23 protein-coding genes are annotated in these 24,210 nt (G+C 65.2%); 18 read left to right on the forward strand and 5 right to left on the reverse strand.

The window, feature by feature from the left end; translation table 11 throughout:
* Positions 1-3: 3 nt before the first annotated feature.
* From E5675_RS08005 to pyrE, 5 genes are all read right to left on the reverse strand, one after another.
* The gene (locus E5675_RS08005) at positions 4-1,128 is read right to left on the reverse strand and encodes an AI-2E family transporter (RefSeq protein WP_136174055.1); all 1,125 of its coding nucleotides are present in this window, start codon (positions 1,126-1,128) and stop codon (positions 4-6) included.
* A gap of 17 nt (positions 1,129-1,145) precedes the next feature.
* Complete coding sequence (lepB, locus tag E5675_RS08010; RefSeq protein ID WP_136174056.1) at positions 1,146-1,994, reverse strand: signal peptidase I; 849 nt, start codon at positions 1,992-1,994, stop codon at positions 1,146-1,148.
* A gap of 7 nt (positions 1,995-2,001) precedes the next feature.
* Positions 2,002-2,403 (reverse strand): holo-ACP synthase, encoded by a 402-nt coding sequence (acpS, locus tag E5675_RS08015; RefSeq protein ID WP_136174057.1) that lies wholly within the window; start codon positions 2,401-2,403, stop codon positions 2,002-2,004.
* Between the two features lie 127 nt (positions 2,404-2,530).
* Positions 2,531-3,274 carry a pyridoxine 5'-phosphate synthase gene (locus E5675_RS08020; protein WP_136174058.1) on the reverse strand — a complete coding sequence of 248 codons (744 nt, stop codon included), beginning with the start codon at positions 3,272-3,274 and terminating at the stop codon, positions 2,531-2,533.
* The gene (gene pyrE, locus E5675_RS08025; RefSeq protein WP_136174059.1) at positions 3,271-3,858 is read right to left on the reverse strand and encodes an orotate phosphoribosyltransferase; all 588 of its coding nucleotides are present in this window, start codon (positions 3,856-3,858) and stop codon (positions 3,271-3,273) included. The genes E5675_RS08020 and pyrE overlap by 4 nt, the downstream gene beginning before the upstream one ends.
* Before the next feature lie 231 nt (positions 3,859-4,089).
* Between pyrE and coxB the strand changes: the two genes are divergently transcribed.
* From coxB to E5675_RS08110, 18 genes are all read left to right on the forward strand, one after another.
* Positions 4,090-5,187, forward strand: coding sequence for a cytochrome c oxidase subunit II (gene coxB / locus E5675_RS08030; RefSeq protein WP_136174060.1), 1,098 nt, complete (start codon positions 4,090-4,092; stop codon positions 5,185-5,187).
* A 15-nt stretch (positions 5,188-5,202) separates the two neighbouring features.
* Entirely contained in the window at positions 5,203-6,870 is a 1,668-nt protein-coding gene (gene ctaD, locus E5675_RS08035) for a cytochrome c oxidase subunit I (protein ID WP_136174061.1), read from the forward strand.
* A gap of 44 nt (positions 6,871-6,914) precedes the next feature.
* A complete protein-coding gene (locus tag E5675_RS08040) occupies positions 6,915-7,841 on the forward strand; it encodes a heme o synthase (protein WP_210727623.1) in 927 nt (308 codons plus the stop codon).
* Positions 7,838-7,987 (forward strand): hypothetical protein, encoded by a 150-nt coding sequence (locus E5675_RS21450; protein ID WP_168707817.1) that lies wholly within the window; start codon positions 7,838-7,840, stop codon positions 7,985-7,987. Before E5675_RS08040 ends, E5675_RS21450 begins: the two co-directional genes overlap by 4 nt.
* An 8-nt stretch (positions 7,988-7,995) precedes the next feature.
* On the forward strand, positions 7,996-8,544 hold the full coding sequence (locus E5675_RS08045) for a cytochrome c oxidase assembly protein (RefSeq protein WP_247594831.1): 549 nt from the start codon (positions 7,996-7,998) through the stop codon (positions 8,542-8,544).
* An 81-nt stretch (positions 8,545-8,625) separates the two neighbouring features.
* The gene (locus E5675_RS08050; protein ID WP_136174063.1) at positions 8,626-9,501 is read left to right on the forward strand and encodes a cytochrome c oxidase subunit 3; all 876 of its coding nucleotides are present in this window, start codon (positions 8,626-8,628) and stop codon (positions 9,499-9,501) included.
* A 1-nt stretch (position 9,502) separates the two neighbouring features.
* A complete protein-coding gene (locus tag E5675_RS08055) occupies positions 9,503-9,898 on the forward strand; it encodes a DUF983 domain-containing protein (RefSeq protein ID WP_247594832.1) in 396 nt (131 codons plus the stop codon).
* Positions 9,891-10,550 carry an SURF1 family protein gene (locus E5675_RS08060; protein ID WP_247594833.1) on the forward strand — a complete coding sequence of 220 codons (660 nt, stop codon included), beginning with the start codon at positions 9,891-9,893 and terminating at the stop codon, positions 10,548-10,550. Before E5675_RS08055 ends, E5675_RS08060 begins: the two co-directional genes overlap by 8 nt.
* An 84-nt stretch (positions 10,551-10,634) precedes the next feature.
* Positions 10,635-12,032, forward strand: coding sequence for a threonine synthase (thrC, locus tag E5675_RS08065; protein ID WP_136174065.1), 1,398 nt, complete (start codon positions 10,635-10,637; stop codon positions 12,030-12,032).
* A gap of 4 nt (positions 12,033-12,036) precedes the next feature.
* The gene (locus E5675_RS08070) at positions 12,037-12,915 is read left to right on the forward strand and encodes a class I SAM-dependent methyltransferase (protein WP_136176385.1); all 879 of its coding nucleotides are present in this window, start codon (positions 12,037-12,039) and stop codon (positions 12,913-12,915) included.
* 173 nt (positions 12,916-13,088) lie between these two features.
* Entirely contained in the window at positions 13,089-16,073 is a 2,985-nt protein-coding gene (locus E5675_RS08075) for a TonB-dependent receptor (RefSeq protein ID WP_136174066.1), read from the forward strand.
* A gap of 104 nt (positions 16,074-16,177) precedes the next feature.
* A complete protein-coding gene (locus E5675_RS08080; protein ID WP_136174067.1) occupies positions 16,178-17,731 on the forward strand; it encodes a tryptophan halogenase family protein in 1,554 nt (517 codons plus the stop codon).
* The gene (locus E5675_RS08085) at positions 17,728-18,447 is read left to right on the forward strand and encodes a SapC family protein (RefSeq protein ID WP_136174068.1); all 720 of its coding nucleotides are present in this window, start codon (positions 17,728-17,730) and stop codon (positions 18,445-18,447) included. Before E5675_RS08080 ends, E5675_RS08085 begins: the two co-directional genes overlap by 4 nt.
* Positions 18,440-19,471 carry a cupin-like domain-containing protein gene (locus tag E5675_RS08090; protein ID WP_136174069.1) on the forward strand — a complete coding sequence of 344 codons (1,032 nt, stop codon included), beginning with the start codon at positions 18,440-18,442 and terminating at the stop codon, positions 19,469-19,471. Before E5675_RS08085 ends, E5675_RS08090 begins: the two co-directional genes overlap by 8 nt.
* Positions 19,468-20,967, forward strand: a complete 1,500-nt coding sequence (locus E5675_RS08095) for a tryptophan halogenase family protein (RefSeq protein WP_136174070.1) — start codon at positions 19,468-19,470, stop codon at positions 20,965-20,967. The genes E5675_RS08090 and E5675_RS08095 overlap by 4 nt, the downstream gene beginning before the upstream one ends.
* A complete protein-coding gene (locus E5675_RS08100; protein ID WP_136174071.1) occupies positions 20,967-21,908 on the forward strand; it encodes a glycoside hydrolase family 16 protein in 942 nt (313 codons plus the stop codon). Before E5675_RS08095 ends, E5675_RS08100 begins: the two co-directional genes overlap by 1 nt.
* On the forward strand, positions 21,908-22,969 hold the full coding sequence (locus E5675_RS08105; RefSeq protein WP_136174072.1) for a LacI family DNA-binding transcriptional regulator: 1,062 nt from the start codon (positions 21,908-21,910) through the stop codon (positions 22,967-22,969). The genes E5675_RS08100 and E5675_RS08105 overlap by 1 nt, the downstream gene beginning before the upstream one ends.
* Positions 22,962-24,155 carry an MFS transporter gene (locus E5675_RS08110; RefSeq protein ID WP_136174073.1) on the forward strand — a complete coding sequence of 398 codons (1,194 nt, stop codon included), beginning with the start codon at positions 22,962-22,964 and terminating at the stop codon, positions 24,153-24,155. The genes E5675_RS08105 and E5675_RS08110 overlap by 8 nt, the downstream gene beginning before the upstream one ends.
* Positions 24,156-24,210: the final 55 nt, after the last annotated feature.

Consider the following 24,210-nt stretch of genomic DNA (forward strand, 5'->3'; position numbering starts at 1 on the left):
GGGCTAGGTGCCTGCCGCCGTTTTCGTATCGGCCGCGCCGGCGTTACGCTCGGCCTCGCGTTCGAGCGCGACCTTGATCATCGCGACGATCGGATCGGCGAGGAACAAGCCCATCAGTCCGAGCAGCGTGCCGAAGAGGATCTGCGCGCCGAGCACGAGCGCGGGGGCGAGGTCGACGGTCTTTTTCGCGACCATCGGGACGATCAGGTAGCCGTCGACCGTCTGCACGACGAAATAGATGGCGATCGCCCATAGCCCGGTATCGGTCCCCGCCGAAAAGCCGACGAGCACAAGCAGCACACCCGATACGATCGCACCGATGTTGGGAATGAAGGCGAGGAGGCCGGTCAGGAGGCCCATCAACGCCGCCATCGGGATACCGACGGCAAGGCAGGCGAGCCAGGTTCCGATCCCCTCGACGAGCATGCCGAGCAGGCGGCCCGCCATCAGGCGGCGGAGCGTGAAGCCCATGCGCGCGGTGGTGATATAGAAATTCTCGCGCGACTTCATCGGCAGCATCCATGCGACGCCGCGCTCGTAGAGGCGCGGTTCGATCGCGATGAAAATGCCGAGAACGACGATCATGACGAGGCTGGTGAGGCCGCCGAGCACGGTGCCGACCGCGGCGGTGACGCGGCCGACGGTGCCGGCGATATTTTCGGTAATTGTCTTGGTATCGAGCTGGAAGCTGCCCATACCATGGTCGCTCGCCCAGGCGGCGATGCGTTCGACCTGCGCCATGACGACGGTTTGCAGCGTCGCGGCCTGATCGGCGATCTGCGACCCCGCGAAGAGGATCGTCCAACCCAGGAAAGCAAGGAGCGAGAGGCAGACGATGAGCAGGCGCCAGCCGCGCGCGATCGGCAGCACGCGGCCGAGCAGCCGGGTGCCGCCGTCGAGCATCGATGCCATTACGATGCCGGCAAAAATCAGCAGGATTGGCTGGATGAGCACGATGCACACGCCGATGAGCAAGGCAAGGCCGAGCCAGACACCCGCCTTCAGAAGTTCGGCGCGGACGAGCTGGCTGCGGATTTCGGTGGGGCCGGGGGCTTCGCGGTGCGCCTCGGCCTTGGCGGCGGCAGAGGCGGCGGTGCGCGTGGCCGCCGGTTTTCGTGTCGCCGCCATGGTTGCTCCCTGTTGTCCTATTCGCCTTGACGTTCCGGGCGCAGATCGGTTCCCGCGCGGCCCGATCGGAGCGCGCCAAACCAGCTCAAGGGATTATACCATTCGGCGGTTCCGTCGGTCGAAAAGCTGATGATCTCCGCACGCCCGGCGATCGCGTCGAAGGGAACGGGGCCGCCGAGCCCCTTCTGGCTGGTGTCGACGCGGCTGTCGGCGCTGCCGTCGCGGTTGTCGCCCATCAGGAACAGATGGTTCGCAAGCACCGTGACGGGACCATAATCGTCGGTCGCATAGCCGGGACCCATGTCGATCGTGTCGAAGGTCGCGCCGCCGGGGAGCGTTTCGCGGACGATCGGCAGTTCGAGCACTGACCTGCCGCCCGCGTCGCGACTCACGAAGCGGAACAGGCTGCTGTCGGGACCGGGAAGGTTGGGATCGACCGGGATTGCGAGCATCGGCTGAACCTCGCGCTTCACCGGCTTGCCGTTGATGCTGAGTTCGCCGTTGCGAAGCTCGATCGTATCGCCGGGGAGGCCGATGACGCGCTTGATATAGTCGATGCGCGTCACCGGATGTTCGAGCACGACGACGTCGCCGCGCTGCGGCAGCTTGCCGAATATCCGCCCCTCGACCTTGGGCGCGAGGTGGAAACTGACCGACGAATAGGACCAGCCATAGGGATATTTGCTGACGATCAGCCGGTCACCGTTGCGCAGCACCGGCATCATCGAATCGGACGGGATATAGAAGGGCTTGGCGACGCAGCTGTGGATGCCCAGCACGAGCAGCAATATCACCACGACATCGCGGATCAGCTTGCCCCAGCCTTCATTGTCCTTTGTCCCGCTTTTCGAGCCGCGCTTCGCCATGAAAATATCAGTCCTTGATTGCTTCGATGATGACGAACGCCTGCGCCCAGGGATGATCGTCGGTCAGCGTCAGGTGGATATGCGCGCTATGGCCCGCGGGGACCATCTGAGCCAGCCGTTCGGCCGCGCCGCCGGTCAGTGCGAGCGTCGGCGCGCCCGATGGCGCGTTGACGACGCCGATGTCCTTCATGAACACGCCGCGCTTGAAGCCGGTGCCCACCGCCTTGGAGAAAGCCTCCTTGGCGGCGAAACGCTTGGCAAAGGTTCCCGCGCGGGTGAAGGGCCGCCGCGCCGCCTTCGCGCGCTCGACATCGGTGAAAACGCGCTTTTCGAACCGCTCGCCGAAACGGTCGAGCGAATTCTGGATGCGCTCGATATTGCAGAGGTCGGAGCCGAGGCCGATGATCATGACGGCCCCGACAGGCCGTCGCCCCCGCGAAAGCGGGGGCCGCTGTCAGCCTTGAACCATGCTGTCGTGACAAGCCGACAACGGCCCCCGCCTTCGCGGGGGCGACGGTTATTTCTCACACTCACACTCACCCTCGCGCCTCGTCCATCAGCGCGCGCATCCGGCGCACCGCATCTTCGAGCCCGGTAAAGATCGCCTCGCCGATCAGATAATGGCCGATGTTGAGTTCGGCGAGCTGCGGGATCGCGGCGACCGGGACGACATTGTCATAGGTCAGGCCGTGGCCGGCGTGGGGTTCGATGCCGTTCTTCCACGCGAGCGCGGCGGCGTCGGCGAGGCGGCGGAGTTCGGCGGCGCGCTCCTCGCCCTCGACATGCGCGTAGCGGCCGGTGTGGAATTCGACCACGGGCGCGCGGAGGCGCATCGCGGCCTCGATCTGCCGCGGGTCGGGCTCGATGAACAGGCTGACGCGGATGCCCGCGTCGTTGAGACGCGTGACGATGGGGGCGAGGTGGTTGTGCTGGCCCGCGGCGTCGAGGCCTCCCTCGGTCGTGCGCTCCTCGCGCTTTTCGGGGACGATGCACGCGGCGTGCGGTTTGTGGCGCAGCGCGATCTCGAGCATCTCGTCGGTCGCCGCCATTTCGAGATTGAGCGGCAGGTCGGTCGCGGCCTGAATGCGCGCGAGATCGTCGTCGCGGATATGGCGCCGGTCCTCGCGCAGATGCGCGGTGATGCCGTCGCCGCCGACCGCGGCGACGATCTCCGCCGCGCGCACCGGATCGGGATGCTCGCCCCCGCGCGCGTTGCGGATCGTCGCGACATGGTCGATGTTGACGCCGAGCCGCAAGCGCGAGGAAGCAGGGCTGGTCAAGCCGCCTTGCTCCGGCTGCCGGGCTTCACCGCCTCGGTCGCGGCGAGCGTCTCGGGCAGTTCGTCCTCGGCATAGGTCGGGAAGTTGATCGCGACGAGCGGATAGAAGGGCACGCCGAGATCGACGCTGCCCGCAGATCGGTCGACGAGCGCGGCTTCGGCGATCACCTCGCCGCCCGCCGCGCGCACCGCCTCCATCGCTTCGCGCGACGAGAGGCCGGTGGTGACGACGTCCTCGACCATCAGCACCTTCGCGCCGGGATCGATCGCGAAGCCGCGGCGCAGTTCGAAGGTGCCGGTCGGGCGCTCGACGAAGATCGCGGGCTTGCCGAGCGCGCGGCCCATTTCGTGGCCGATAATGACGCCGCCCATCGCGGGTGAGACGACGATGTCGATCGCCTGGCGAAGGTCGCGCGGCAGCTTTGCGGCGAGCGCGGTGGCGAGCCGGCCGGCGCGTTCGGTATCCATCAGCACGCGCGCGCACTGGAGATAATATTCGCTGTGGCGGCCGGAGGAGAGAAGGAAATGGCCCTGAAGCAGGGCCTCGGCGGCACGGAATTCGGCCAGGATTTCATCGTCGGTCATGAAGGATTATTCTTTTGTCCTGTGCGCCGCCCATGGCGGGCGAGCGGGTTTAAGCGGCGAAGATTTGCCAGCCGCAAAATAGTGTTAGAGATGCTTGAGGCAAGCGGCAAGCGGGTCTATAGCGCCCGCGAGATTCAGCCTGTCCGATGGCTGCGCGGGCGCATGTCCGGCAGCGGGGAAGGGCAGGCTGGGGCATCATAAATACAACAGGCAACGGGCGGCACTATCCTTATGAAGAGCTTGAAAACCCTTGTAATTGCGGCGGTTTTGTCGCTCGGCGCGGTGGGCGCCGGTCATGCCCAAGCGCCGGCCACGCCGGCTGCGGCGCCGGCCGAAGCGCCCGCCGCAACGGCTCCGGCGAATCCAGCTCCGGTCGCGACCGATGCGGCCGCTCCGGCGGCGACGACCGTCGCGGCTCCGGCGGGCGATGCCACCTATGTACCGATGAAGCCGACCCCGGGTGTCGGCCAGCCGGTCGATGCGGGCATCGATTTCCAGCCGCAGGTCAGCCCGATCGGCGAGCAGGCCTATTTCTTCAACCATGTCATCCTGCTGCCCGTCATCACGGTGATCACTCTGATCGTCCTCGGCCTGCTGCTCTGGGTCGTGTTCCGTTATCGCGCCAAGGCGAACCCGGTGCCGTCGAAGACGACGCACAACACCTTCATCGAAATCATCTGGACCGCGATTCCGGTGCTGATCCTCGCGGTGATCGCGGTGCCGTCGATCCGCCTGCTCGCGGCGCAATATGAACCGCCCAAGAAGGACGCGCTGACGATCAAGGTCACCGGCTATCAATGGTATTGGGGCTATGCCTATCCCGACCAGGGGATCGGCGAATATGTCTCGAAGATCCTGCCCAAGGACAAGGCCGAAGCGGCGGGCGAGCCCTATCACCTCGCCGTCGACAACCGCATGGTCGTTCCCGTCGGCCGCCAGGTGAAGCTGATCATCACCGGCGCCGACGTGATCCACAGCTTTGCGGTTCCCGCCTTCTGGACCAAGATGGACGCGGTCCCCGGCCGCGCCAACGAAACGACCTTCACCGCGAACAAGGTCGGCGTCTATTACGGCCAATGTTCGGAACTGTGCGGCGTCGATCACGGCTATATGCCGATCGCCGTCGAAGTTCTCCCGGTCGACAAGTGGGAAGCGTGGGTCCGCTCGAAGGGCGGCAACCCCGCGGGGCCGGTTGCCGCGGCGCCCGCAGCCGCGCCCGCCGCGACCACGACAGCGCCGGCTGTTGCGCCGGCCGCGGCGCCCGCCGCCACCACGACCGAAGCTGCGCCCGCAGCGGCTCCCGCCGCCGCGCCGGCCGCCAAGAATTAACAAGGGGTCCGACAGATGACCGATATCGCAGCGACTGCACCCGCGCACGGCCATGCCGATCACGCGCATGACGACCACGACACGCCGGGCTTTTTCGTCCGCTGGTTCATGTCGACGAACCACAAGGACATCGGCACCCTCTATCTGATCTTCGCGATCATCGCCGGCATCGTCGGCGGGGTGCTTTCGGGCATGATGCGCTGGGAGCTGGCGGAACCCGGCATCCAGCACCTGACCGGCTGGGCGCAATTCTTCGACGCATCGGCGGGCGAGGTACAGGCCAAGCATTTCTGGAACGTGATGATCACCGCGCACGGCCTGATCATGGTGTTCTTCATGGTCATGCCCGCGATGATCGGCGGCTTCGGCAACTGGTTCGTACCGTTGATGATCGGCGCGCCCGACATGGCGTTCCCGCGCATGAACAACGTCTCCTTCTGGCTGACCGCCGTCGCGTTCGTCATGCTCGTCGGGTCGATGTTCGTTCCGGGCGGCAGCGGACTTGGCGCCGGCACCGGCTGGACGGTCTATGCTCCGTTGTCGACCAGCGGCTCGGCAGGACCCGCGGTCGACATGGCGATCTTCTCGCTCCACCTTGCGGGCGCGGCATCGATCCTCGGCGCGATCAACTTCATCACCACCATCTTCAACATGCGCGCACCGGGCATGACGCTGCACAAGATGCCGCTGTTCGTGTGGTCGGTGCTCGTCACCGCCTTCCTGCTGCTGCTCGCGCTGCCGGTGCTCGCCGCGGCGATCACGATGCTGCTGACCGACCGCAACTTCGGCACCACCTTCTATGATGCGGCCGGCGGCGGCGATCCCGTCCTCTACCAGCATCTCTTCTGGTTCTTCGGCCACCCCGAAGTGTATATCATGATCCTGCCGGGCTTCGGCATCGTCAGCCAGATCATCTCGACCTTCAGCCGCAAGCCGGTGTTCGGCTATCTCGGCATGGCCTACGCCATGGTCGCGATCGGCGTCGTCGGCTTCATCGTGTGGGCGCACCACATGTTCACGGTCGGCATGAGCGTGAACCTGAAGATGTATTTCACCGCAGCGACGATGGTCATCGCGGTCCCGACGGGCATCAAGATCTTCAGCTGGATCGCGACCATGTGGGGCGGCTCGATGAGCTTCAAGACCCCGATGGTCTGGTCCCTGGGCTTCATCTTCATGTTCACCGTCGGCGGCGTGACCGGCGTCGTGCTCGCCAACGGCGGCGTCGACACCAACCTGCACGACACCTATTATGTCGTTGCGCACTTTCACTATGTGCTGTCGCTGGGCGCGGTCTTCTCGCTCTTCGCCGGCTTCTATTACTGGTTCCCCAAGATGTCGGGCCGGATGTACAGCGAGTTCCTGGGGCAGCTGCACTTCTGGATCTTCTTCATCGGCGTGAACGTCCTGTTCTTCCCCCAGCATTTCCTGGGCCAGCAGGGCATGCCGCGCCGTTATCCCGACTATGCGGAAGCCTATGCCTTCTGGCACCTGATCTCGTCCTATGGTTATGTGATCATGGGCGTGGGCGTGCTGATCTTCTTCGCGAACATCCTCTACTCACTGTTCGCGGGCAAGCAGGCCGCCGACAATCCGTGGGGCGAAGGCGCGACGACGCTCGAATGGACGCTGTCGAGCCCGCCGCCGTTCCACCAGTTCAACGAACTGCCGCGTATCGCCTGATCGGTTATGCCCCCTGCTGAAAATCGGCGGGGGGCGTTTCCCTGATGGCCGGAGTGACCATGGCGCAGAGCCTGACCCACGGCGAAACGGCCTTACCCGCCGACTGGCGCGACCTGTTTGCGCTGACCAAGCCGCGCGTCATGTCGCTGGTGGTGTTCACCGCCCTGTGCGGGCTGCTTGCGGCGCCGGGCGCGGTGCATCCGGTGCTCGCTTTCGCGTCGATCCTCGCGATCGCGCTGGGGGCAGGGGCGTCGGGCGCGCTCAATCAATGGTATGAGGCGGGGCTCGACGCCAAGATGAAGCGGACCGCGGGACGGCCGCTTCCAGCGGGGCGTCTCGATCCCCAGACGGCGCTGCAGTTCGGCGTCGGTCTCGCGGCCTTTTCGCTGTTCCTGATGCTCTTCGCATCGAACTGGCAGGCGACGCTCCTGCTGCTCGCCTCGATCCTCTTCTATGTCTTCGTCTACACGATGTGGCTGAAGCCGCGGACGCCGCAGAATATCGTCATCGGCGGTGCGGCGGGCGCCTTTCCGCCGTTGATCGGCTGGGTCGCCGCGACGGGCAGCATCGCGCCGCTGCCGGTGCTGCTGTTCCTGCTCATCTTCCTGTGGACCCCGCCGCATTTCTGGGCGCTCGCGCTGTTCGTGCGCTCGGACTATGCCGCCGCGGGCATTCCGATGATGCCCGTCGTCGCGGGCGAGAAATCGACGCGGCGCCAGATTCTTTTCTATGCGATCATCATGGCGATCGGCGCGATCGCGCCGTGGCCGCTCGGTTACACCGGCGCGCTTTACGGCTGGACCGCAGTGATCCTGTCGGCCATCTTCGTGCTGCTGTCGATCCAGGTCGGCACGCGCCGCACGGGCGAGGGTGATACGATGCAACCCGAAAAGCGGCTGTTCGCTTATTCGATCGCCTATCTTTTCATCCTGTTCGGCGCGGTCGTCGCCGACCATTGGTGGCTGCTATGACCGACGAACCCAATCTCGAGCCCTTCGATGAAGCCGAATATCGGCGCCGCCAGCGCAGCCGCGCCAACATGATGGCGTGGATGCTCGGCGCGCTCGCGATCCTCTTTTTCTTCATCACCATCGCCAAGATGCAGATTTTCGCATGATCGCCCGCATGTCCCCCAACGCGAAGACCGCCAGCCTCGCCGCGCTGCTCGCGCTGGCGATGGTGGGCCTCGGCTTCGCGGCGGTGCCGCTCTACAATCTCTTTTGCCGCGTGACCGGTTTCGGCGGCACGACGCAGCGTTACGACCCCGTCGCCGCGGCCGAGGAACCGAAGATCCTGTCGGACACCATTTCCGTGCGCTTCGACGCCAACGTCTCGCCGAACCTGCCGTGGAAATTCTATCCCGAGCATCCGACCGATACGGTCAGCATCGGCGCGCGCGACATGGCGATCTTCATCGCCGAGAATAATTCGGCCCAGCCGGTGGTCGGGACCGCGAGCTTCAACGTCACGCCGACGCAGGCGGGCCAGTATTTCACCAAGATCCAGTGCTTCTGCTTCACCCAGCAACGGCTGGAGCCGGGGCAACAGATGCGCATGCCGGTGCTGTTCTTCGTCGATCCGAAGATCAAGGACGACCCCGACGCGCGCGACGTGCAGGAAATCACCTTAAGCTATACCTTTCACCCTGTAGACGAGGGTAAAAAGGCGAGCTAAGGCCGCGAACAAGAGTCTAACAAAGGGCCGGCAGATGATGGGGAATCGTCATGCTGGGGCAGCAAAAACGGGAATTGTGACATGGCCGGTGCCAAACATCATGACTATCACCTCGTAAATCCCAGCGTCTGGCCGCTCATCGGCTCGGTCGCGGCGCTGACGATGTTCTTCGGTCTGGTGATGGCGATGCACGCCGACCATTTCGGCGGCGTCGGGAAATGGGTTCTCGGCCTTGGCTTCATGGGCGTGATCGCGACATTCTTCAGCTGGTGGTCGGACGTCATCAACGAAGCGCATGCCGGCGACCATACCCCGGTCGTCCAGTTGCACCTGCGTTACGGCATGATCCTGTTCATCGCGTCCGAAGTGATGTTCTTCGTCGGCTGGTTCTGGGCGTGGTTCGACTTTTCGCTCTTCCCGGTTCCGATCGAATATGCCGAAGGCGCGGTCACCTCGTTGTTCGGCCAGGATGGCGCCGACGCGATCACCATGTGGCCGCCGAAGGGCATCGAAGTCATCGACGCCTTCTCGCTGCCCTTGCTCAACACGCTGATCCTGCTCTGCTCGGGCACGACGATCACCTGGGCGCACCATTCGCTGATCCACGGCGACCGCGAAGGGTTGAAGAAAGGTCTGTGGCTGACGATCATCCTCGGCGCCGTTTTCTCGGCGATCCAGGCCTATGAATATATGCATGCGCCCTTCGGTTTCGGGCAGAGCAATTACAGCTCGGCCTTCTATATGGCCACCGGCTTCCACGGCTTCCACGTGCTCGTCGGCACGATCTTCCTGATCGTCTGCCTCGTGCGCACCTATAAGGGCCATTTCACCCCGCAGCAGCATTTCGGATTCGAAGCCGCGGCGTGGTACTGGCACTTCGTCGACGTCGTGTGGCTGTTCCTCTTCATCATCGTCTATGTCTGGGGCGGCTGGGGCGCGCCGGTCGCCGCGCACTAAATTGTCCACCGACAACCAACCGCAAAAAGGGCAGCCGCCGGTCTGGCGCGCTGCCCTTTTCGGTCTCTGCCCGCAATGCGGGGCGCAGACATTGTTCGAGGGGCCGGTGAAGTTCGCGCCGCACTGCCGCGTCTGTGCGCTCGATTTCGGTCGCTATAATGTCGGCGACGGGCCCGCGGCGTTCCTGACGCTGATCATCGGCGCGTTGCTGATCGCGATCGCGTTGACGCTCGATGCGCTGGTCCGGCCGCCTTTCTGGGTGCATGTGCTCTTGTGGGTGCCGCTGACCGCCGCCGCGGTCGTTTACGGCCTGCGCGTGGGAAAGGCCGCGTTGCTCGCGAGCGAGCATCAGCGCCAGGCTGGCGAAGGCCGCCAGGTGGAGGACGAAAATGACTGATCCCGCCGCTCCCGCGAACGCCCCCGTGCCTGTGTCGCGCTGGCCGCTGATCCCGACGCTGCTCGTGCTCGCGGCGGTTGCGGTGATGATCGCGCTCGGCGTCTGGCAGCTCCAGCGCAAGAGCGAGAAGGAGGCGCTGATCGGGCTTTACCAGCGCAACATGGCGATGTCGTCGCTCGTGACCTATCCCGAACTGCCGCCGGTTCCCGATGAGATGCTGTATCGCAAGAGCAGCGTCGTCTGCCTCGATCCGGTGCGCTGGGATCCGCGCAGCGGCACCGACCGCAAGGGGAAGTCCGGTATCCGCATGATCGCCGACTGCCGCACCGGCGCTGAAGGGCCGGGGGTGCTCGTCGATGTCGGGATCGGCGACGATTTCACGCCGCCCGAATGGAAAGGCGGCACGGTGCAGGGGACGATCGTCCCTGGACCCGAGCAGCCGACGGTGATCGCGCGCCTGACGGGCAAGGCGGTGCCCGCGCGTGCAATGCTCGTCGCCGATGCGCCTGTCGCGAATTTGCGCGCGAGCGGGGTGCCCTCGGCCGACGATACGCCGAACAACCATCTCGCCTATGCGGTGCAATGGTTCCTCTTCGCCGCCGCGGCGCTGGTCATCTATATTTTGGCCGTTCGTCGCCGCTTGCGGCCTTGAGCCTCTCCCGAAGATATTTTTCCTCGATTTCCGGGCCGCGAAATGTTCCATTTCGCTTGAAATCGCTCTAGGCGCTGGGCCGCCATGGAATATATCAGCACCCGCGGCTCTGCGCCGACCCTCGACTTTCGTGCCGCGACGCTCGCGGGGCTCGCCGGCGACGGGGGCCTCTATGTGCCGGCGAAATGGCCGCAGCTGAGCCGCGACGAGATTCGCGCGCTCGCCGGGCTCGATTATGTCGAAACCGCGGTGCGCGTGATGGCGCCGTTCGTCGCGGGCTCGCTGAGCGAAGACGAACTGCGCGCGCTGTGCAAGGCTGCCTATGGCCGCTTCAGCCACGACGCGGTGACGCCGCTCGTCCAGCTCGACCATCGCCACTGGCTGCTCGAGCTGTTCCATGGGCCGACGCTGGCGTTCAAGGATGTCGCGCTGCAATTGCTCGGCCAGCTCTTCGAGACATTCCTGGCAGGCGGCGATACCGACATCACTATCGTCGGCGCGACCTCGGGCGATACGGGGTCCGCAGCGATCGAGGCGGTCGCCGGGCGCGAGCATATCCGCATCTTCATGCTCCACCCCGAAGGCCGCGTCAGCGACGTCCAGCGCCGCCAGATGACGACCGTGCTCGCGCCGAACGTCCACAATATCGCGATCGACGGCAGCTTCGACGATGCGCAGGCGATGGTGAAGCGGCTGTTCGGCGATGAAGAAGCGCGGGGCCAAGTGGCGCTGTCCGCGGTGAACAGCATCAACTGGGCGCGGCTGATGGCGCAGGTCGTCTATTATTTCTACGCGGCCGTCCGCCTCGGCGGGCCCGACCGCGCGGTTGCCTTCTCTGTGCCGACGGGCAATTTCGGCGATGTGTTCGCCGGCTACGTCGCGGCGCAGATGGGGCTGCCGATCGCGCGGCTGGTTGTCGCGACCAACGTCAACGACATCCTCCACCGCGCGCTCACCGGCGGCGATTACAGTGCGGACACGGTGACGCCGACCGCGACGCCGAGCATGGACATTCAGGTCAGCAGCAATTTCGAGCGGTTGCTCTTCGACCTAGCGGGGCGTGACGGCGCCGCGATCACCGCGATGATGGGCGAGTTCGATGCCGAACGCGCGATGACGATTCCCGCCGACATGCTGGCCGGCGCGCGGGGCCTGTTTTCGAGTGCCAGCATCGACGGCGACGCGATGGCGCTTGCGCTGCGCTGGGCGCAGGAGCGCGGGGGGCAGATCATCGACCCGCACAGCGCGGTCGGGCTCGCCGCGGCGCGCACGCTGGAGATCGATGCCGACATTCCGGTCGTCACGCTCGCCACCGCGCATCCTGCAAAGTTCCGCGAGGCGGTCGAGCGCGCCACCGGCGTGCGTCCGCCGCTGCCTGCGCGGCTCGGCAATCTGTTCGAGCGCGAGGAACGTTATACGAAGCTCCCCGGCGACTATGACGCGGTCAAGGCCTTCATCCTCGCGGAAGCGGCGCGTGGCTGACTTGCTGCCGCTCGTTACGCTCGTCGGCGAGTCGTGGGACGATTATGGGCTGGTCGACAGCGGGAACGGGCGCAAGCTCGAACGCTATGGCCGCTATCGCTTCATCCGGCCTGAACCGCAGGCGATGTGGGCGCCCGCGCTACCCGAAAGCGAATGGGCGGCTGCCGATGGCGAGTTCATTCCCGCTTCGGACGACGATGGCGGCGGCCGCTGGTATTATAACAAGCCCGTGCCGGCCGAGGGCTGGCCGCTCGCCTGGCGCGAAACGCGCTTTACAGCGTCGTGCACGCCGTTCCGGCATCTGGGCTTCTTTCCCGACATGGCGCCGGTGTGGGACTGGCTGCGTGAGCGTATCGCCGACAAGCCCGATCCGGCGTTCCTCAACCTGTTCGGCTATACCGGCGTCGGCAGCCAGGCGCTCGCGGCCGCGGGCGCGTCGGTGACGCATGTCGATGCGTCGAAAAAGTCGGTCGGGCAGGCGCGCGAAAATGCGGCGCTTGGCGATATGGCCGACAAGCCAATCCGCTGGATTGTCGACGACGCGGGCAAGTTCACCGCGCGCGAGGTGCGGCGGGGGCGGCGTTATGACGCGATCCTGCTCGACCCGCCCAAGTTCGGGCGCGGGCCCGGCGGCGAACGCTGGCAGATCGAGGAAGGGCTGGCGCCGCTGCTCGCCGACTGCCGCCAACTGCTCGACGCCGACAGCCGCGCGTTGTTTCTGACCGTCTATGCGGTGCGCATGTCGGCGCTCGCGATCGGCGAGTTGCTCGCGCAGCTTTTCGCCGACCTGCCCGGCAGGATCGAATGCGGCGAACTCGCAGTACGCGAGGAGGCGAGGGGGCTATTGCTTCCGACCGCTATTTTTGCGCGCTGGAGTCGCTGAAACCGCAATCGACGCGCCTGTTATGCTGCATACGTTTGCTGCACATATTCTGTAATATTGTGACTGAAATGCCACGCTCGATGCGTTGACAATGAGAACGTTCCCATTTAGATAACGTTCACATAACGGGAATGCCGCCACCAAAAGAGAGCGGCTATGTGGGAGGAACGGGGATGCGGGCATCTCAAAAACAGTGGCTTGCCAAATTTCTGGCCGGGACTTCGGCGCTGTCGATGATGGGCGTCGCGCAGGTTGCGGTCGCGCAGGAAGCGCCGGCCGACAGCGAAGTCGGCGGCGACGAGATCATCGTGACCGGCATCCGCGCTTCGCTCGCAGCATCGGCCGACATCAAGCGCGAGGCGCAGGGCGTCGTCGACGCGATTTCGGCCGAGGATATCGGCAAATTCCCCGACACCAATCTCGCCGAATCGCTCCAGCGCATTACCGGCGTGTCGATCGATCGTTCGAACGGCGAAGGATCGCTGGTCACCGTTCGCGGCTTCGGTCCCGAATTCAACCTTGTGACGCTCAACGGTCGCCAGATGCCGACGGCGCTGATCGGCGGCGGGGATGGCGCGCCGTCGTCGCGCTCGTTCGACTTCGACAATCTCGCCTCGGAGGGCATTGCCGCGGTCGAAGTTTACAAGAGCGGCCGTGCGACAATGGAATCGGGCGGTATCGGCTCGGTCATCAATCTTCGCACGCCGCGTCCTCTCGACCGGCCGGGACTGCGTGGCAGCCTGGGGGTCAAGGGCGTGTATGATTCGTCGCGCAACAACGGCGATCCGATCACCCCCGAGATATCGGGCATTCTCAGTACGACTTTTGCCGACGATACGATCGGCATTCTGATCACCGGCTCTTATCAGAAGCGCAAATCGAGCGAGAACACGGCCAATGTCGGTTGGCGCGACGGTTATTTGGGCAGCGAGAATAACTGGGGTTCGCTGGCGCAGCCGGGTACGCCGCGCGCCGATAACATTACCAATCGTCCGGGACCGAACGATGTCTATCAGGTCCCGCAAAACGCGTCCTATGACCTTAACGACGTCAATCGTGAGCGCATCAACGGGCAGGCGGTATTGCAATTCCGCCCGAGTGACGCGTTCACCGCGACGGTCGACTACACCTATTCGCGCAACACCGTCGAAAATCGCAACAGCAATGTCGGCGTGTGGTTCAACCACGAAAATACGTCGAGCGCGTGGACCGATGGGCCGGTCGCTGGACCGATCTTCTATAGCGAGGAATTCGCAGCGCCCACCGGCACGCCCGGGCCTGACGCCCTCTATGGCGGCAAGGATCTGTCGTACAGCGGCGCGCTGACCGAGAACCGGGCTGAGAACAAGTCACTGGGCGTCAACCTGGAATGGAATGGCCCCGACGGAGTTACCTTTGAACTCGACGGCCACCATTCGACGGCGGAGGTCAGTCCGGTCAACCGCTTCGGATCAAGCGTGTCGTTGGGCAATGCCGTGTTCGGCGTCCAGAACCAGACGGTCAATTTCGAAAATGACCTGCCGGTCATCTCCTATGGCATGTATCCCGGAATCGATCCGCTCGATGCGTCGTTGATCACGCCGACGGGCAACGCCTTCCGTAACGCCTTTTTCCGCAACCGGATCAATCAGGTGCAGTTGCGCGGCCAATATGACCATGACGGCGGTTTCCTCGACAGCATCGATTTCGGCGTGTCCTATGTCGACAGCAAGGTGCGATCGGCGTTCGGTACGGTCCAGAACGACGACACCTGGGGCGGGGCGGGGCCGGCGTCGGATATTCCCGACGATATTTTCAAACTCGTCACGCTGCCCGACAAATTCCCGGGTCTTGCCCAGCCGGGGATGATCGAGAGCTTCTACACCTTCGATTTCGAGCGGCTGGCCGACCTGAACGAGCAGAATTATCAGGTCTGCAGCAACCCCGCGACGGGTTCGGCTCAACCGGGCACCTGCCTTGCCGTGTTCAATACCGACCGGCGCATCACCGAAAAGACCTTGGCCCCCTATTTGCAGGTGGCGACCGTCTTTGACCTGTTCGAAAACCCGGCGCATCTCGTCGCGGGCCTTCGTTATGAAACGACCGATATTTCGTCGTCGGCGCTGGTGCCCGTGCCGGTGACAACCACTTGGGTTGGTGACAACGAGTTCAACGTGGTCTTTTCCGACGAAAGTGATTTCACGCGGTTCAAGGGCTCATACGACAATTGGCTGCCCGCGATCGATTTCGACATCTCGCCGATGCAGGATGTCAAACTGCGCGCATCCTACAGTCACACGATCGCGCGTCCCTCGTACGACCTGATGCAGGGCGGGCGCACGATCGACACGCTGTTCCGCGTGGGCGGCGGCGGCGGCGCACAGGGCAATCCAGGACTGATTCCATACAAGTCAAAGAATATCGACCTGTCTGCGGAATGGTACTACGCGCGCGACAGCTATATTTCAGCGGGCTATTTCCACAAGGATGTGAGCAACTTCATATCCTCGACGCGCATCGACAGCAGCGCGTTCGGATTGACGACGCCGGTGAACGGCCCGCGCTGGAACGCCGCGGTCGCGGCGCTTGGCGCGAGTGCAACCGTCGCGCAGATTCGCCAATATATCATCACGAATTTCCCTGATACCGTCACCGGCAATGTCATCAACGCGGCGCCCGGCGACCCGCTGGTCAATTTCGAAATCACGACGCCGATCAACAGCGATCAGACCGCCTCGCTTAACGGCTGGGAGTTCGCGCTTCAGCACAGTTTCTGGGATACGGGTCTTGGCGTGATCCTGAACTACACGATCGTCAACGGCGATGCGGAATATGACAATACGCAGCCGTCGACAGTCGCACAATTCGCGCTCGTCGGCCTCAGTGACACCGCCAACGCGGTGCTCTTCTATGACAAGGGGCCGGTCCAGGCGCGTGTGGCATGGAACTGGCGCGACAAATTCCTCTTCTCGGCCGGCCCGAATCCGACCTACACTGAGGCCTATTGGCAGATCGACGCCAGTGCTAGTTACGAGTTCATCCCCGGACTCACCGGCTTCGTCGAGGCGATCAACCTGACGGGCGAAGGACAGCGCAAGCATCTTCGGCATCCCAACAACGTCACCTTCGTATCGCCAGGCTTCGCCCGCTATGCGGCAGGGGTCAGGTTCAGCTTCTAGGGCCGCGGGCCATTTCCGCCGGGTCACAGGCAAGAGGGTCGCGCCTTTTCGGGCGCGGCTCTTTTGCGTGACGGCGATGGAAGCTTGGCCTAGGATCGACGGCAATGAATAGCGCGATCGAGAAGGTTGTCATCGTGGGCGGCGGCACCGCCGGCTGGCTGACGGCGGCGCGCCTCGCAAGTTCGCCGCGGGCGATGGCGGGCCGGCTTTCCGTCACGCTGATCGAGGCGCCCGACATCCCGACGATCGGTGTCGGCGAGGGCACCTGGCCGACGATGCGCGCAACCCTCGGGGCAATCGGCATCGGCGAGGGCGAATTCCTTGCCGCGTGCGACGGGTCTTTCAAGCAGGGGTCGCGGTTCGACGGCTGGGTTACCGGTGCGGTGGACGACCGCTATCTGCACCCCTTCACCGCGCCGCCCGCGGCACCGACGGCCGAACTGCTCGCGGCGTGGCGGTCGGGCGCCGCCGATCTGTCCTTCGCCGCGGCGATGACGCCGCAGACGCATGTCTGCGACCTGAACCTCGCGCCGCGACAGCGGGCGATGCCCGATTATCAGGGCGCGGCGAACTATGCCTATCATCTCGATGCCGGGAAGTTCGCGGCGCTGCTCGCGCGCCGCGCAGTGCAACAGCTGGGCGTGCGGCATGTCGCGGATCATGTCACCGGCATCGATGCGGACGGAGCCGGCGGGATAGCGTCGGTCGCGACGAGCCGGAACGGTGCGGTCGAGGGCGACCTGTTCATCGACTGCACCGGCCATGCGTCGCTGCTGATCGGCGGGCATTTGGGCGTCGACTGGATCGACCGCGGCGATACGCTGTTCAACGATCGCGCGCTTGCGGCGCAGGTGCCGGTGACGCCCGGCAGCCCGGTCGCATCGCAAACGGTATCGACCGCGCATGAGGCGGGCTGGATCTGGGATATCGGCCTGCCCGGGCGCCGCGGCATAGGCTGCGTCTATGCGAGCCGCTTCATGGACGACGATGCGGCGGAAGCGGTGCTGCGAGCCTATATTGCGCGCGTGCTGCCCGAGGCGCCCGAAGTTCCGGCGCGGCGGCTGAGTTTCCCCACCGGGCATCGCGTGCGCTTCTGGGAAGGCAATTGCATCGCGGTCGGCCTGTCCGCGGGCTTCATCGAGCCGCTCGAAGCCTCGGCGATCGTGATGATCGAATTGTCGCTGAACGCGCTGATCGACAATTTTCCCGCGAACCGGGCGGCGCTGCCGATCCACGCCGCGCGGTTCAACGAGCTGTTCCGTTATCGCTGGGACCGCATCGTCGAGTTTCTGAAGCTGCACTATGTGCTGAGCCGGCGCGAGGAGCCCTATTGGCTCGCGCAGCGCGACGCGGCGCATATCCCGTCGCGGCTTGCCGAGATGCTGGCGCTCTGGCGCGACCAGCCGCCGTCGGCCTGGGATTTCCCGCGCGTCGACGAGATTTTCTCCGCCGAGAGCCACCAGTATATTCTCTATGGCATGGGCTTTCCGGTTCCTGCTGATCTGCCGACGACGGGCGGGCGTGCGGAAGGCTTGCTTGCCGACACCCGCCAGCGCGCGCGGTCGCTCGCCGCGGCGCTGCCCGCCAACCGCGATTATCTCGATACACTGCGACCCGGCGTGCAGGCTGCCGCGGCGCGACAGGAAGGAATTGGATGACCCGCCACGCCGTTCTCGACAATATGACCCACCGCGAACTGCGCGTGCGCACCGACGCGGGGGCGGAACTGGGCGACGAGGTCATGGCGACGCTGATCGTGCCGACCGAGTTCCGGCGCGTGCAGGCGCATTTCCCGATCCTGTTCCGCCGCGAAACCGGACGCGACGACTTCACCGCGCTCGCGATGTTCGGATTCCAGAATGGCGAGAATCTGTTTCTCGAAGGCGGGCATTGGGACGCGCGCTATCGCCCGCTGTCGCTTGCGATCGGGCCGTTCCTGATCGGGCGTCCGGCGGGCGGCGAGGGGTCGGGGCAGGTCCATATCGATCTCGACCATCCGCGGATCGCCGATGCGAGCGACGGCGTGCGGCTGTTCGACGGCGAAGGGAAGGCGACCCCCTATCTGGACGAGATCGCCGAGCGGCTCGGCGACCTCGACGAAGGCTATCGCGAGAGCAAGGCCTTTTACGAGGCGCTGCTCGCCTATGACCTGCTCGAACCCTTCAGCCTCGAGGTGACGCTCGACGATGGGTCGGTCCATTCGCTCGTCGGCTTCCACATTATCGACGAAGCGAAGCTGCGCGGGCTCGATGGCGAGGCACTCGGCGCGCTGCACGCTGCCGGACATCTGATGCCCATGTTCATGGCGCTGGCATCGCTGTCGCAGCTGTCGGCGCTCGTCGCGCGCAAGAACCGCAGGCTCGGCGGTGGCTGAACAGGCCGGCGCCTTTGCCGACCGCCTTGCGCGGGTGCCCGAGCGGCCATGGGACAAGGGGGCGCGGCCGGGCGCGTTGCTGGAAGGCGCGCGCGAGCCCTTTGTCCTGCGCGGGCTCGTCGCCGGCTGGCCGCTCGTCGAAGCGGGCAAACGCTCGGCGCGCGACGCGCGGCGTTATCTGCTGGACCATGCGCGCGATCGTCCGTTCAAAGTCTCGATCGGCCCGCCGGGGCACGACGGGCGGCTGTTCTACGACGACGAAATGCAAATGAATTTCCGGGTCGGGACCGGCAAGCTCGCCGATATTTTCGCCGGCATCGAGACCGCCGAGGAACGCGGCGAGGCGCGCACCGTCTATCTGGCGTCGATCGATATTCCGTCGCATTTCGACGGGCTCGACGAAGCGAACGGGGTCGAGCTTGGCGACCGCGATCCCTTGAAGAGCATCTGGATCGGCACGCGCACCAAGATCGCGGCGCACAATGATTTTCCCGACAATCTGGCGTGCTGCGCCGCCGGCCGCCGCCGCTTCACGCTGTTCCCGCCGGGCGCGTTCCGCGATCTCTATCTCGGGCCGATCGACAATACGCCCGCGGGGCGCGTGGTCAGCATGGTCGATTTCGACGCCCCCGACCTTGCGAAGCATCCGCGCTTCGTCGATGCCATGGCCGAGGCGCTGACGGTGGAACTCGAACCCGGCGATGCGATCTTCATCCCGTCGATGTGGTGGCACCATGTCGAGGGGCTCGCCGACTTCAACATATTGGTGAATTACTGGTGGCGGCGGACCCCGGCGTGGCTCGGACAACCGCAGGCGGCGCTCAACCATGCGATCCTCGCGATCCGCGACCTGCCACCGGAAGACAAGGCGATCTGGCGCGAACAGTTCGACCATTATGTCTTCGACAACGATGCAAGCGTCACCGACCATATTCCCGAAACCGCGCGCAGCATCCTCGCCCCGCTCACGTCCGAGACGGCGGGGCGGCTGCGCGCCTTCTTGCTGAGGGCCTTGAGTAAATGAGCGACAGGAAACCGGTGCAGCGCGTCGTGATCGCGGGCGGGGGCACCGCGGGCTGGATGATGGCGGCTGCGATCGCGCGCACGATGGGGCACACGGTCGATCTGACACTCGTCGAGTCCGAGGCGATCGGGACGATCGGGGTGGGCGAGTCGACGATCCCGCCTCTGGTCAATTTCAACCGCATCCTCGGCATTCCCGAACCCGAATTCATGCGCGCGACGCAGGCGACCTTCAAACTGGGTATCCTGTTCGACAATTGGAAGCACGACGGCGACAGCTATTTTCACAGCTTTGGCCTGTCGGGCAAGGATCACTGGTCGGCGGGCTTCCAGCATTTCTGGCTCAACGCGCGCGAGCGCGGGCACGAACAGCCTTATGAGGATTATTGCCTGGAGCTCGTCGCGGGAATGCAGGGCAAGTTCGCGCATTTACCCGAAGACCGGATGAATTACGCCTATCATGTCGATGCGACGCTCTATGGCCGCTATCTGCGCAAGTTGGCCGAGGCGGATGGCTGCACGCGCGTCGAGGGCAAGATTACGCGTGTCGAGCTCGACGGCGAGACGGGCGATATCGCCGCGCTGCACCTCGATGGAGAGCGGCGGGTCGAGGGCGACATGTTCGTCGATTGCACCGGCTTTCGCGGCCTGCTGATCGACGGGGCGTTGCATGCGGGCTTCGAGGACTGGAGCCACTGGTTGCCCAATGACAGCGCAATCGCGGTGCAGTCCAAACATCTGGGCCCGCCAATGCCCTATACGCAGGCGATCGCGCACGATGCGGGCTGGCAATGGCGCATTCCGCTCCAGCACCGGATGGGCGCCGGGATCGTCTATACGAGTGGCTACCTGTCGCGCGACGAAGCCTATGACCGGTTGATGAGCAGCGTCGGCGAGCCGCTGATCGAGCCGTTCGACATCAAGTTTAAGGGCGGCGTGCGGCGCAAGCAATGGTATCGCAATTGCGTCGCCGTGGGTCTTGCCGGGGGCTTTGTCGAGCCGCTCGAGGCGACGACGGTGCATCTGATCCAGCGCGCGGTACTGCGTTTCATCCGGTTGATGCCGAACGGCCGCGTCAGCGAACGCGACGCGCAGGAGTTCAACGACCAGCAGCGGCTCGACATCGAGCAGATCCGCGATTTTGTCGTGCTCCATTACAAGGCGACGAATCGCCGCGACAGCCCCTTCTGGCGCCATGTCGCAAACATGCCGGTTCCCGATACGCTGCAACAGAAGATCGAGCTGTTTCGCGAAACGGGGCGCGTGTTCCGCAAGAATGAGGAGCTGTTCGCCGAGAATAGCTGGGTGCAGGTGATGATGGGGCAGGGGATCGAACCGCAGACCTATCACCCGATCGCCGCCAAGCTGCGCGACGACGAGGTCGAGCGATTGTTCCAGACGCTGCGCGACAATATCGCGCAGACGGTCGCGACGCTGCCCGAGCATCATGCCTATGTCGCGCGCTATTGCGGTGCCGAGGAGCCGAAGGCGGCCTGATGCGTGCCGCGGCTTTCCTGATGCTGGCCGCGGCGCCGGCGGCCGCTGCGGCGCAGCCGCCCGCGGACGCCGGATGGCGGCTCGTTTGGTCGGACGAGTTCGACGGCGGCGCGATCGATCGCGGCAAATGGGATTTCGACGTCGATTGCTGGGGCGGGGGCAACAACGAGCGCCAATGCTATACCGACCGGCCGGTCAATGCGGTGCTGAGGGACGGCAAGCTGGTCATCACCGCGCGCAAAGAGGCGATGACCGGGCCGGCGTTTCCGCTGTCGCAGCGCGGCGACCCGGAAAAGGCGGAGGCGCAGGCCACGAAGCCGTATACCTCCGCCCGCCTCGTCACGCGCGGCAAGGCGGCGTGGACCTATGGCAAGATCGAGGTGCGCGCAAAGCTGCCGCAGGGGCAGGGGACGTGGCCGGCAATCTGGATGCTGCCCGAGGCCGATCATTACGGGAGCTGGGCGGCGTCGGGCGAGATCGACATATTAGAGGCGGTGAACCTCGGCGTGCGGTGCGACGATTGCGCGGGCGGAATCGAGAACCGCATCCTCGGCACGTTGCACTTCGGCGGGCGATGGCCGGACAACCTGCATAAGGGTGACGAGACCGCGCTTCCCGCCCCGCTCGACGGTTACCACGTCTTCGGCATCGTCTGGGAAAAGGGAAAGATCGTCTGGACGGTCGACGGCAAGCCCTATGCGACGCGCGTTGCGAGCGAATGGTCGACGAGCGGATCGGACGATCCCGCGGCGCCGTTCGACCGGCCCTTTCACCTGATCCTGAACCTCGCGATCGGTGGCGGGCTCGCCGAGGGACGCGGGCTGAAGGGCCTCGATGAAAGCGGATATCCGAAAATTATGGAAATAGACTGGGTTCGCGTCTGGCAATGTGGCGGTGATGCCGTTAGCGATTGCGGCACCAAGGGGGATCAGGGACAATAATGGGGCGTCGGCGGCAGTCGGTCACGATCAAGCATGTTGCAGCCGACGCGGGCGTGTCGCTGCAGACGGTGAGCCGCGTCATCAACGACGAGCCCAATGTCCGCCCGGAAATGAAGGAGCGCGTCCAGGCGTCGATCGACAAATTGGGCTATGTCCCGTCGATCGCGGCGCAGCGGATGAGCGGGTCGCGATCCTATCTGATCCTGGCGATCAACGACCGCGAGCGCACGATTGCCGACTGGCAGGGACGGCAGGGCGTCGACTGGGTCGACCAGATGCTGCTCGGCGGGATGCTGAAATGCGCCGAATATGGCTATCGCATGATTTTCGAACTGGTCGACACGCACAACGACCATGTCGAGCGCGAATTGCGCGCGGCGATCGCAGCGCTCCAGCCCGACGGCGTGATCCTGACTCCGCCGCATTCGGACAACCCGCTGATCGTCGGCCTGCTCGACCAGCAGAAGATTCCGTTCGCACGCATCGGATCGCGCGGTGGCGCGGCGGGGATCGCGCTGACGATGGACGATGAGGGATCGGCGCGGCGCGCGACGCGGCACCTGATCGACCTTGGGCATCAGCGTATCGGCTTTATCGCGGGATCGCCCGAATATAGCCTCAGCCGTTGGCGCGTCGACGGCTGGACGGGCGAGATGGCGGCGGCGGGGTTGGCCACGGAAGGCCTGCTCGTCGAGGGCGATTTCACCTATGCGTCAGGGGCGAATGCGGCGCGCCAACTGCTCGATAGTGCGAACCCGCCCACCGCGATCATCGCGAGCAGCGACCAGATGGCGCTGGCGACGCTGGAGGTCGCGCGCGAAAGGGGGCTCGATGTGCCCAACCAGCTTTCGATCGTCAGCTTCGACAATACGCCCGTGGTGCGTTTCACCCAGCCGGCGCTGACTGCGGTCGACCAGCCGGTCGCCGAGACCGCATCGCGCGCGGTCGAGCTGATCATTGCGGCGCAGCGCGGCGCGCCGCGCCCGACCGAGCCGACGCGCGTGCAGGGCGGGCTGGTGCCGCGCGGGTCGACCGCCGCGCCGGCCGTCATTCATGGCTGATACGGGCGCGGTTCACCGCCAGTCCCTCGCGTTCCTGCTCCTCTACGCGCTCGCCGCGGCGGGCGGGGCAATCGCCTATGTGCCGTTTCTGACGATCTGGCTGCCGTCGCGCATGACCGAGCTGGCCGGGCCGGCGGACGTCGAGACCCTGGGCTATGTCACTTTCTTCGGCGCGATCGCCGCGAGTGTCGGCGGCATCGCATTCGGCTGGCTCAGCGATCGCACGCGCAGCCGGCGCGCGTGGGTGCTCGCCGGGCTGGTCCTGAGCATCACTCTGCTCCTCCTCGTTCCGATGGCGGAGGATGTCTGGACGCTGGTCGGCATCATCATCGCGTGGCAGCTCACGCTCAACATGATGCTCGGGCCGCTCGCCGCCTGGGCGGGCGATTGCGTCCCCGATGCGCAGAAGGGACTGCTCGGCGGACTGCTCGCTTTCTCGCCAGCGCTCGGCGCCTGGTCGGGCGCGCTCGTGACCTGGCCGGGGCTGGTGTCGGGTGAGAGCCGCCTGATCGTCATCGCGCTGCTCGTCGCGAGCGCGGTGCTTCCCGTGCTGCTGCTTGGCCGGCCGCGCGTCTTTCCCGAGCTGACCGCGCCGCCCGCGCGCGCCGCCGATGCGCATCGCCAGCGCCCGAGCGGCCCGGCGGTGCGGATGTGGCTTGCACGCCTCTTGGTCCAGATCGCCGAGGCGGCGCTCTTCGCCTATCTCTATTTCTGGTTCCGGTCGATCGCCCCCGATATGCACGACAATGAAAAGGCGCGTATCTTCGGGGTTGCGCTGACGCTTGCGATACCGATCGCGCTGGCGAGCGGGCGCTGGGCCGACCGCAACGACCGGCCCTTCCTGCCGCTCGTCGTCAGCGCGGCGGTGTCGGCGGTGGGGATGATCGGCATGGCCTTTGCAGCCGAGCTCGACGCGGCAAAGGCGAGCTATCTTGTATTCGGCGTGGCAACGACGGTGTTCCTGTCGCTCCATGCCAGCCAGACATTGCGCATCCTGCCGCGTTCGGACCGGCGCGGACGCGACCTCGGCATCTTCAACCTGACGAATACGATGCCGTCGCTGATCATGCCGTGGTTGACCATTTCGCTCGTCCCCGGCTTCGGATTCGATGCGCTGTTCCTGTTGCTTGCCGGGCTGACCGCGATCGCGGTGCTGCTGCTGGCGACGATGCCGCGCCCGCGCTGACGCGGCCCCCGAACAGGCCTGAACTGAGTGCTTGATTTCATTCGGTCGCTATGCG

Origin of the sequence: Sphingopyxis sp. PAMC25046, assembly GCF_004795895.1 — a bacterium.
GTDB lineage: Bacteria > Pseudomonadota > Alphaproteobacteria > Sphingomonadales > Sphingomonadaceae > Sphingopyxis.

Bases quoted from the DNA above. Each gene is read 5' to 3' on its own strand.
- E5675_RS08110 (WP_136174073.1), top strand. From the start codon at position 22,962: ATGGCTGATACGGGCGCGGTTCACCGCCAGTCCCTCGCGTTCCTGCTC.
- E5675_RS08005 (WP_136174055.1), bottom strand. From the start codon at position 1,128: ATGGCGGCGACACGAAAACCGGCGGCCACGCGCACCGCCGCCTCTGCC.
- E5675_RS08040 (WP_210727623.1), top strand. From the start codon at position 6,915: ATGGCCGGAGTGACCATGGCGCAGAGCCTGACCCACGGCGAAACGGCC.
- coxB (WP_136174060.1), top strand. From the start codon at position 4,090: ATGAAGAGCTTGAAAACCCTTGTAATTGCGGCGGTTTTGTCGCTCGGC.
- pyrE (WP_136174059.1), bottom strand. From the start codon at position 3,858: ATGACCGACGATGAAATCCTGGCCGAATTCCGTGCCGCCGAGGCCCTG.
- E5675_RS08105 (WP_136174072.1), top strand. From the start codon at position 21,908: ATGGGGCGTCGGCGGCAGTCGGTCACGATCAAGCATGTTGCAGCCGAC.
- E5675_RS08100 (WP_136174071.1), top strand. From the start codon at position 20,967: ATGCGTGCCGCGGCTTTCCTGATGCTGGCCGCGGCGCCGGCGGCCGCT.
- ctaD (WP_136174061.1), top strand. From the start codon at position 5,203: ATGACCGATATCGCAGCGACTGCACCCGCGCACGGCCATGCCGATCAC.
- E5675_RS08080 (WP_136174067.1), top strand. From the start codon at position 16,178: ATGAATAGCGCGATCGAGAAGGTTGTCATCGTGGGCGGCGGCACCGCC.
- thrC (WP_136174065.1), top strand. From the start codon at position 10,635: ATGGAATATATCAGCACCCGCGGCTCTGCGCCGACCCTCGACTTTCGT.
- E5675_RS08085 (WP_136174068.1), top strand. From the start codon at position 17,728: ATGACCCGCCACGCCGTTCTCGACAATATGACCCACCGCGAACTGCGC.
- E5675_RS21450 (WP_168707817.1), top strand. From the start codon at position 7,838: ATGACCGACGAACCCAATCTCGAGCCCTTCGATGAAGCCGAATATCGG.
- E5675_RS08045 (WP_247594831.1), top strand. From the start codon at position 7,996: ATGTCCCCCAACGCGAAGACCGCCAGCCTCGCCGCGCTGCTCGCGCTG.
- acpS (WP_136174057.1), bottom strand. From the start codon at position 2,403: ATGATCATCGGCCTCGGCTCCGACCTCTGCAATATCGAGCGCATCCAG.
- E5675_RS08075 (WP_136174066.1), top strand. From the start codon at position 13,089: ATGCGGGCATCTCAAAAACAGTGGCTTGCCAAATTTCTGGCCGGGACT.
- E5675_RS08095 (WP_136174070.1), top strand. From the start codon at position 19,468: ATGAGCGACAGGAAACCGGTGCAGCGCGTCGTGATCGCGGGCGGGGGC.
- lepB (WP_136174056.1), bottom strand. From the start codon at position 1,994: ATGGCGAAGCGCGGCTCGAAAAGCGGGACAAAGGACAATGAAGGCTGG.
- E5675_RS08060 (WP_247594833.1), top strand. From the start codon at position 9,891: ATGACTGATCCCGCCGCTCCCGCGAACGCCCCCGTGCCTGTGTCGCGC.
- E5675_RS08050 (WP_136174063.1), top strand. From the start codon at position 8,626: ATGGCCGGTGCCAAACATCATGACTATCACCTCGTAAATCCCAGCGTC.